General features: G+C 73.0%; 8 protein-coding genes. All 8 read left to right on the forward strand.

Annotation, left to right across the window (positions count from 1 at the left end; all coding sequences use genetic code 11):
• The first annotated feature begins 15 nt into the window (after positions 1-15).
• A complete protein-coding gene (locus tag FDA94_RS25510) occupies positions 16-735 on the forward strand; it encodes a hypothetical protein (protein ID WP_246060151.1) in 720 nt (239 codons plus the stop codon).
• A complete protein-coding gene (locus FDA94_RS25515; RefSeq protein ID WP_246060152.1) occupies positions 729-1,928 on the forward strand; it encodes a S8 family peptidase in 1,200 nt (399 codons plus the stop codon). Before FDA94_RS25510 ends, FDA94_RS25515 begins: the two co-directional genes overlap by 7 nt.
• Before the next feature lie 88 nt (positions 1,929-2,016).
• Positions 2,017-2,814 carry a hypothetical protein gene (locus FDA94_RS25520; protein WP_246060153.1) on the forward strand — a complete coding sequence of 266 codons (798 nt, stop codon included), beginning with the start codon at positions 2,017-2,019 and terminating at the stop codon, positions 2,812-2,814.
• On the forward strand, positions 2,808-3,935 hold the full coding sequence (locus FDA94_RS25525; protein WP_137249609.1) for a S8 family serine peptidase: 1,128 nt from the start codon (positions 2,808-2,810) through the stop codon (positions 3,933-3,935). The genes FDA94_RS25520 and FDA94_RS25525 overlap by 7 nt, the downstream gene beginning before the upstream one ends.
• Positions 3,936-4,002: 67 nt before the next feature.
• A complete protein-coding gene (locus FDA94_RS25530; protein WP_137249610.1) occupies positions 4,003-4,362 on the forward strand; it encodes a hypothetical protein in 360 nt (119 codons plus the stop codon).
• Positions 4,359-4,664 carry an MGMT family protein gene (locus tag FDA94_RS25535; protein WP_137249611.1) on the forward strand — a complete coding sequence of 102 codons (306 nt, stop codon included), beginning with the start codon at positions 4,359-4,361 and terminating at the stop codon, positions 4,662-4,664. The genes FDA94_RS25530 and FDA94_RS25535 overlap by 4 nt, the downstream gene beginning before the upstream one ends.
• A 51-nt stretch (positions 4,665-4,715) precedes the next feature.
• The gene (locus FDA94_RS25540; protein ID WP_137249612.1) at positions 4,716-7,604 is read left to right on the forward strand and encodes a CDP-glycerol glycerophosphotransferase family protein; all 2,889 of its coding nucleotides are present in this window, start codon (positions 4,716-4,718) and stop codon (positions 7,602-7,604) included.
• Between the two features lie 49 nt (positions 7,605-7,653).
• Entirely contained in the window at positions 7,654-9,135 is a 1,482-nt protein-coding gene (locus FDA94_RS25545; protein ID WP_212735505.1) for a beta-N-acetylhexosaminidase, read from the forward strand.
• The last annotated feature ends 14 nt before the right edge of the window (positions 9,136-9,149 follow it).

A 9,149-nucleotide genomic window follows, 5' to 3' on the forward strand; every position in this document is an offset into this window, starting at 1 on the left:
GGTTAAAGTCGGTCCGTGACGGAAAGACGCAGTTGGCCGGCGCTCGTCGTGGCGTCGGCCCTCACCGTGAGCTGCGCGGTCGTCGCGGGGGTGGGGGTCAGTTCGGCGATGACCGAGCTGACCCGTGGCCCCACCAAGCAGGAGCGCCGCGCCGCCGCCGCCGAGGAACTGGCCCGCCGCTGGCGCACCTGGCCGGCCGGGCGGATCTTCCCCGAGCACCTCGGCTACACCTCCGAGCAGGGCGGCCGTGAGGTCGCCCGCCGGGTCGGCATCGGCCCCGAGAGCGGCTGCGCGCGGGCCGTCGACGCCGCGCTGCGGACCGCCATGGACGAGGCCGGTTGCCGCGGCCTCATCCGCGCCACCTATCTCGACGAGGTCGAGGGCGTCGTGGTCACCATCGGGGTGGCCGCCTTCCGCGACGCCGCCGCCGTCATGGCCGCCACCACCGCGCTGCCCCGCGAACACCGCCCCTCGCCGGGCCTGCGCCCCCTGACCTTCCCCAAGACCGCCACCGAGCGGTTCGGCGCCGCCGGCCGCCAGTACGGCACCTACCACCGGGCCGGTCCCTACCTCGTGATGGTCACCGCCGGGCAGGCCGACGGCCGCCCCGCCAAGGCCCTGGGCCGGCCGATGACCTCGATGTTCACCTTCACCGACGAGCTGTCGGAGCAGATCGCCCGCGGCCTCGTCGCCCCCGAGCCCGCCACCTGCGACGCGGAGGGCTTCCTGTGCTGATCCGGGCCCTCGCGGTGGCGCTCCCGCTGCTCTTCCTCTCCGGCACGGCCTACGCCGACGGCGTCCGGGGCGGGCAGACCGGCGCGCTCGGCATGATCGGCATCAACCAGGCCTGGCGCGAGACCAAGGGCGACGGCGTGCTGGTGGCCGTGCTCGACTCGGGCGTCGACCCCGGCCACCGCGACCTCGCCGGGTCGGTCCGGGTGGGCCGCGACTTCACCAAGGGCGCCAACCCGCCCGACGTACGGCCGCAGCGGCTGCACGGGACGTACATGGCCTCCCTCATCGCCGGACACGGCCACGGGCCCGGGGGGCGCGACGGCGTGATCGGGGTCGCCCCGGAGGCCGAGATCCTGTCGGTCCGGGTGATCCTGGAGGACGACGAGCCGGGCTTCAAGAAGTTCAACATGGACGAGCGCTACGAGAGCGTCATGGCCAGGGGCATCCGGTACGCCGTCGAAGAGGGCGCCGACGTGATCAACCTGTCGATCGCCAAGGGCGCCGCGACGGAGGACGACCGGGCGGCGGTGGCGTACGCGATCTCCAGGAACGTGGTGCTGGTCGCGGCGGCCGGGAACGACGGCGCCGAAGACACCGGCGGCCACTACTCCTACCCGGCCTCGCTGCCCGGGGTGATCTCGGTCGCGGCGGTGACCGGGACGATGCGGCGGGCCTTCTTCTCCACCCGCAACGCCTCGGTGATGCTGGCCGCGCCGGGGGTCGACATCCTCGGGGCCGGGCCCGGCGACGAATACTGGGTCGGCCGGGGCACCTCTCAGGCGACGGCTCTGGTCTCGGGGGTGGCCGCCTTGATCAAGGCGAAATATCCGAGGCTGTCACCGGCGCTGGTCGCCCAGGCGCTGGCCGGCTCGGCCGTCGCCCCCAAGGGCACCGGCTACAACACCGGCACCGGATTCGGCGTGGTGAACGCCGGCCGCGCGCTGGCCGCGGCCGCCCGGCTCGCCGGGCATAGACCGACGGCCTCGGGGAAGGAGGCCCACGATCCCGACCGCCCCTTCTCCACCGCCTCCCCGGAACCGATCGCCATGGTCCAGCGCGACCGCCGGATGATCACCTTCTACGGCGCGGCGGGCGCCGCCGGGCTCATCGGCGCAGGCGGCAGCGTCGCCGTGATCGTCGTCTGCGCCCGCAGGGCACGGCGCCGGGAGGCTTCACCAGAAATCGCCACCTAGGAGACCTCTACCGAATCGTTGGCGTATGGAGTCTTCGGCGTAACATTGAGGAATGTCGCCACAGCAGCCGCGAGCCCAGCGAACGCGGGTGCGCGCATGGCCGGCCACGCGCGGGCGCGCGGCGGCCGTGCAGGCAGCCAAGGAGCGGCGGGAGCTCGAGAAGGGCATCCGCCGCCGTGGCATCGTCACCAGCCTGCTGACGGCCGCGGTGCTGGTGGCGGCCGTCAACGCGGTGATCGCCGGCGTCGGCATCGTCCAGGAGACCCGCTCCCGGCCCCTGACCGGCCAGGAACGCGCCGACTACGTGAAAGAGGACGTCGCGCGGCGCTGGCACGACTGGCCGGCGTCCATGGTCTTCCCCGACGAGCTCGAATACGTCGGCCTGGCCCGGTCGCAGCAGTTCGCCCGCCGGGTCGGCATCGCGCCCGAGATCCCGTGCTGGGCGGGGGTCGACCGCTCGGTCGCCTCGGTCTTCCGCGAGGTGTCGTGCCGGTCGCTGCTCCGGGCGACCTACGTCGACCAGTCGGGCGCCTTCGCGATCACCATCGGCGTGGCCGTCATGGCCGACGAGGAGGCCCGCACCTCCGCCGCCGCCAAGCTGCCGATCGACGACCGGGTCGGGGTGCGGCCGGTGGCCTTCCCCGGCACCGTGACCGACCTGTTCGGCGCGGCCCAGCGGCAGCGGTCGGGCTGGGTCGGGGTGGGGCCGTACATCGTCTTCTACACCGCCGGGTACACCGACGGGCGGACCCGTGACGCGATCCCGCAGGAGGAGCTGTTGCACAGCGAGCTGTGGCCGACCGCGCAGGCCCTCGGCGGCCGGGTGGCCCGGTCGCTGGGCGAGGAGCCCGAGGTGCCGCGCTGCACCCAGGGGAACGAGTGCTGAGGGCGGCCGCCCTGGCGGCGGCCGCGCTCCTGGCCGTCGCGGCGGCCCCCGCGCCCCTCGACGACCTCGGCGTCGACGCCGCCTGGGCCCAGACCAAGGGCGCCGGGGTGACGGTGGCGCTGCTGCACGACCGCGTCGGGGAACCGGCCGGCCTCAAGGGCCGCGTCGTCCAGGCCCCCGACATGACGGGAACCCTCTTCGAGGGCGACGAGATGCGCACCAACGACTACTCGACCGTCCTGGCCGGGCTGGTCGCCGGGAACGGGGCCGGCGGCGGCCCGCAGGGCACCGCCCCCGAGGCCACGGTGCTGTCGGTGCCGATCACGTCGATGCCCCTCGAAGGCGGCCTGGTCGACCCCGAGGGCCCGCAGGGCACCCCGCTCGACAGCCCGATCGCCCGCGGCGTGCGCTACGCCGTCAACCACGGCGCCCAGGTGATCGTGGTCCCGATGGGCATCTTCGGCGTCGGCCGGGTCGAACGCGACGCCGTCGCCTACGCCCTCCAGCGCGACGTGGTGATCGTCTCGGGCACGGGCGACATCGGCCAGTGGCCCTCGTCCACCACCAACGGCACCTCCTACTGGCAGTTCCCGGCCGGGTTCCCCGGCGTGATCGGGGTGGCCGCCGTCGACGACGCGGGCGTGCGGGCCCCCGCCAGCTCCGACAACCTCTCGGTCCTGGTCGCCGCCCCGGGCGTGCGCATCCCGGCGGGCCGGGCGGGCGGGCGGCCGCTGGCGGTGAACGGCACCCAGGCGGCGAGCGCCCTCGTGGGCGGAGTGGCCGCGTTGATCCGGTCCAAGTTCCCCCGGTTGCCCGCTGAACTGGTCGCCCGGTCGATGTCCGACTCGGCCGGTCCGCACCCCGGGAACGGCTACGACGACAAGGTCGGCTTCGGCGTGGTGAACGCGGGCAAGGCGTTGAGCCGGGCCGGTGAGCTGGCGAGATACCAAGAGGCGGTGCCGGTGGGCGGCGACCTCTACTTCGGCGGGGGGCCCAAGTCGGCCGGCCCGCAGCCGCCCGGCCCCGACCTGCTCCGGCTGTGGGTCTTCGGCGCGGGGGCGGTGCTGAGCCTGGCCGCCTTCGGCCTTCTCGCGGGGCTGCTGGCCCGCAGAAGGAGATGACGACTTAGAGGGAAACTTGCCCTTTCTCATCACAACAAGGGGCAAAGGTTCGCTATCGTCGCGCCTCATGGGTTACGAGCTGCGCGTCGAGCGTGAATCAGCGCTCGCCTACGCCGAACTCGTCCGGGCGCTGTCGGGCCACTCCGACCTTGAGGTGCGCGGATCGGCTGAGGCGGGAGAGGTCGTCGCGCGGCATGGCGACGACGGCCACCGGGTCGCCGAGTGGACGGGCCGCCTGTTCGGCTCGCCCGAATCCGACTGGCACCTCGCCCATCTGGCGCGCGTCGCCGAGCTGCTGGGCGGGCGACTGGTCGGTGAGGACGGCGAGGTCTACGGCGTCCGTGACGGAATTCTGGAGCAGGGCGACGTCGAGTTCGGCAAGCTGGAGGACCTCCTCTACGCCGGGCCGACAAGCTGGAGCCAATGAACGATCACCCGCCACCGTTCGCCGACCGGGTCCTCGACCTGGTCGACCGGATCCCGCCCGGGAGGGTCATGTCGTACGGCGACGTGGCCGAGTACCTCGGTGAAGGCGGGCCCCGGCAGGTGGGGCGGGTGATGGCCACATGGGGCGGCGCCGTCCCGTGGTGGCGCGTGATCAGAACCGATGGGAGCCCGCCGCCGGGCCTGGAGGCCGAATGTCTCCGCAGGTGGCGTACGGAAGGAACACCGGTGAAAGGGGAACGCGCGTTGATGCGTGAGGCACGATGGGACGGAATCCCCCTTTAACCGGCATTACCATTTCTGAAACACCGGTCATCCGAAGGGTGGTGCCCCCTTATGACACCCGCTCGCCAGGGCGATTCCGTCGCCGATCGACTGCGGGCTGTCCAGGAGCTCTATGACCGGGGCGAGCCACTCGACGCCCTGGTGGAGCTCATCCGCGCGGAGGGCCTGAGCGGCGCCGAACGCGCCCGGCTCGACGCGGAGGTGCTGGCCGGTTGCCTCGGTGCCCGGCTCGACGCCGCCGCCAAGCGCGGCCCCGCCCGCAGGGCCCAGGCCATCGAGGTGCTGCGCCCCTATCTGGCCACCGTCGACCCGAAGGTCAAGCGCGACCTGCCGGTCGGCCGCCGGGTGGCCTTCCACCTGGTCGAGACCGCCGACACCAAGACACTCGCCGACGGTGACGCGCTGGCCAAGCTGGCCGCCGCTGCCGCCGAGCCGTCCCGCCGCGTCCGCAAGGGCCTGCGCTGGTACGCCGACCTCCCCGTCGAGGTCGCCGACCAGTCTCTGCTGCGCCTGCGCCCCGCCGACATGGTGCCCGTCACCCAGATCGACGACATCACCTGGGAAGGCGGCACGCTCCGCATCACCGGCCACGCCTACCTGGCCGGTCTGTCGGTGCGCTCGCGCCGCTTCAACCGGGCGACGGTGGTCCTGCGCGGTCCGCGCTGGCTGCCGCCGGTCACCCTCAAGACCACCCGGGTCTACCGGCCCGAGGCCACCCACGACGCCCGCGAGCCGGGCTGCAACTACGACTGGGCCGGTTTCCAGGCCGAGCTCAACCCGTTCTCGCTGCGCTGGCGGGCCGGGGTGCGGGCGCTGGTCCGCGGCGCCAAGCGGATGCTCAAGCGGCGCCACACCGTCCAGGACACCACCACCTGGCGGGCCGAGATCGTGATCTGGTCGCGCGCCGCCCGCGCCAAGGGCGTGCTGCGCGGCCCGTCGATCGGCCGGGTCGAGCGGCCCGCCGGGCGGCGGATCCGCGACCGCTGGTGGGTGCGGCCCGTCTGGACCTCCGACAAGGCGCTCCAGGTCGTGCTCCAGCCCACCCGGGCCGAGCTGACCGGGGTCAAGCTCGACGGCGAGCAGATCGAGCTGACCGGCTTCCTGCCGGGACGTCCGGTCAGCAAGGGCAAGGCCCGTGTCGGCGGCCACCGCATGCCGGCCGAGTTCACCCCCGCCGAGGGCGGCAGCGTCTTCTCGCTCTCGCTGAGCGTGCAGACGCTGCTGACCGCCGACGCGCGGCGGCTGTGGGTCGAGCCCAAGGGCGACCCGGCGGCCTCGGTCATGCTGGAGGGCACTCCCGAGACCCGGCTGCTGCTGGGCGACCGCGAGATCACCGTCCAGGGCGACCGGCGCGACCGCGTGGTCATCTCGGGCCACAAGGTGCTGCCCGTCATCAAGGCGATGACCTGGCGTGACGGCGCTCTGCACCTGAGCGGCGAATACCCGGCCGAGGCCGGCGACCGCGACCTGGTGCTGCGGCACCGGGGCGGGCTGACCTACCGGGTGCCGCTGCGCCGCGAGGGCACCGCCTTCGAGGTGGCGTTCGCGCCCGGCGCGATGCCCCGCTTCGGCGACACCACCCCGCTGGTCGAGGGCACCTGGACGATGTCCGTCGCCCCGCCCGGCAAATACGGCCCCGCGATGGTCCCCGTCCGGGTCGACCACGCCGCCCTCGACACCATCGACGAGGAGCAGCGTACGGTCGGCGGCCGGGTCTACCGGTTCGTGGCCACCCGCTACGACGTGCCCGTCCTGGTGGCGGCCGAGGAGCGGCCCGGCGACGAGCGCAGCGCGGCCGGGGTGTGGGCGCTCAGCCGCACGTTCTACCCGGCCGAGAAGGCCAAGCCGATCCGTCAGGCCACCGTCTACGCCTCCTTCGACGGCCGGTCCTACTCCGACAACCCGCGCGCCATCTACGAGGAGCGGGTGCGCCGGGGCGACGAGGGCGAGCACATCTGGGTCGTCCGCGACGGCGCTTTCGTGCCCCCGGGCTCGGCGGAGCTGGGGCTCGGCGAGGGCATCGTGCCGACCGTGGTGCGCGAGGGCAGCCGGGAGCACTACGAGGCCCTGGCCCGCGCCCGCTACATCGTGGCCAACCAGTTCCTGCCGCCGTGGTTCCGGGCCCGCGACGACCAGGTCTACGTCCAGACCTGGCACGGCACCCCGGTGAAGCACATCGGCCGCGACCTGCCCCACATGCGGCGCGAGCCGCGCCCGCCGGTGTACGCCCGGCAGACCACCGAGGTCCGCCAGTGGGACCTGCTGATCTCCCAGTCGCCGTGGGCGTCGGGCGTCCTGCGCAAGGCGTTCGGCTACGAGGGCGAGCTGCTGGAGTGCGGCAACCCGCGCAACGACGTGCTGTTCCACCGCGACGCGCTGGCTCCGGCCATCCGCCGCCGGCTGGGCATCCCGGAGGGCAAGCGGGTCGTCCTGTACGCGCCCACCTTCCGCGACTGGGACCGCCGCAACGCGGCCGTCAAGCTCGACCTGGCCGACGCGCAGCGGGCGCTGGGCGACGACCACGTGATCCTGGTCCGCGGGCACATGATGCAGGCGTTCCCGCACGTCCAGTCGCTGGGCGGGTTCGCGATCGACGTCACGACCTACCCCGATATGGCCGATCTGCTGGTCATCGCCGACGTGCTGGTCACCGACTACTCCTCCTGCGCGTTCGACTTCGTCGCCACCGGGCGGCCGATCGTGCTGTTCACGCCCGACCTCGACAAGTACAAGAGCAGCCGGGGCCTCTACCTCGACCTGGAGGCCCAGCGGCCCGGCCCGCGCCTGGCCAGCTCGGCCGAGGTGGTCGAGGTGCTGCGCACCATCGACTCGGTGTCGGTGCGGCTCGCCGACCGCTACGCGGCCTTCGCCCGTACGTACGCCCCGCACGACTCCGGGAAGGCCACCGCCCGCCTGGTCGACCACGTCTTCACCGGATAACGTTAAAGAAACTTTCCTATTGCCGCCGTCACGTGATCCAATGAGGGTCGTGTGGCGGCGGCTTTCGTTGGGACTGGTGATGCTGGTGACGTCGTGTGGTTCGGGGACTCCGGCGCAGCCCGAGCAACTCGCCCTCGTGCCCTATCCCGCCTCGGTGACCCGGCTGGAGCAGGGCTTCACCATCGAGTCCGGCGACACGGTCACCTCGGCCGAGCCGGCCGTCGCGGCCCAGCTCGTCGCCGGGATCAGCGCCGACACCGGCCTGGAGCTCACCACCGGCCCGACCGGGCGGATCAGGCTCGACCTCGACGCCCCCCAGGCCGGCGCCGAGGGCTACGAGCTCACCGTCGGCCCCGGCGGCGCCCACATCAGCGCGGCCACCGCCGAGGGCCTGTTCCGGGGCGCGCAGACCTTCCGGCAGCTGGCCCGCGAGCGGGCCGTCCCCGGCGTGCGCGTCAGCGACCGTCCCCGCTACGCCTGGCGCGGCGCGATGCTCGACGTCGCCCGCCACTTCCGTCCGGTCGCCGACGTCAAGCGCTTCGTCGACCTGATGGCGGCCTACAAGCTGAACGTCCTCCACCTGCACCTCACCGACGACCAGGGCTGGCGCATCGCCGTCCCCGGCTGGCCCAATCTGACCACGGTCGGCGCCTCCACCGAGGTGGGCGGCGGCCCCGGCGGCTTCTACACGGCCGCCGACTACCGGGAGATCGTCCGGTACGCCCAGGAGCGGTTCGTCCGCGTCGTGCCCGAGGTCGACGTGCCCGGCCACACCAACGCCGCCCTGGCCGCCCACCCGGAGCTCACCTGCGACGGGGTGGCGCCCGAACCGTACACGGGCATCAAGGTCGGCTTCTCGGCCCTCTGCCCCGGCAAGCCGGAAACGGCTCGGTTCCTGAACGACGTACTGAAGGAGCTCGCCGCCCTGACCCCCGGCCACCACCTGCACATCGGCGGCGACGAGGTCGAGAAGCTGAGCCCGCGCGAGTACGCCCAGATCGTGGAACTCGCCACCCAGGCGGTGACCGCCAACGGCAAGGAGGTCGTCGGCTGGCAGGAGGCCGGCGCGACCGTCCTGCCCCCCAACTCGCTGATCCAGTACTGGCAGACCAACGGCGGCCCCGAAGACGTGAAACGCGCGGTCGCCCAGGGCGCGAAGGTCATCATGTCCCCGGCCAGCCGCGTCTACCTCGACATGAAGTACGACGACTCCACCAGGATCGGCCAGACCTGGGCCGGCACGACCGAGATCGACGACGCCTACGACTGGGACCCGGCCACCCTGATCGAGGGCATCGGCGACGACCGCATCGAGGGCGTCGAGATGGCCCTGTGGACCGAGACCGTCGTCACCATGAACGACGTCGAACTCTTGGCCTTCCCCCGCCTCCCGGCCATCGCGGAGGTCGCCTGGACCCCGCAGTCACAGCGCTCCTTCGACGCGTTCGCGACCCGCCTGGCCCCGCTGGCGACCGTCTGGGACCGATGGGAGGTCGACTACCACCGTTCGCCGCGCATTGCATGGCCATGATCTGGTGCAATAGA

The organism is Herbidospora galbida (genome assembly GCF_005233835.1).
Taxonomy (GTDB): Bacteria; Actinomycetota; Actinomycetes; order Streptosporangiales; family Streptosporangiaceae; genus Herbidospora; species Herbidospora galbida.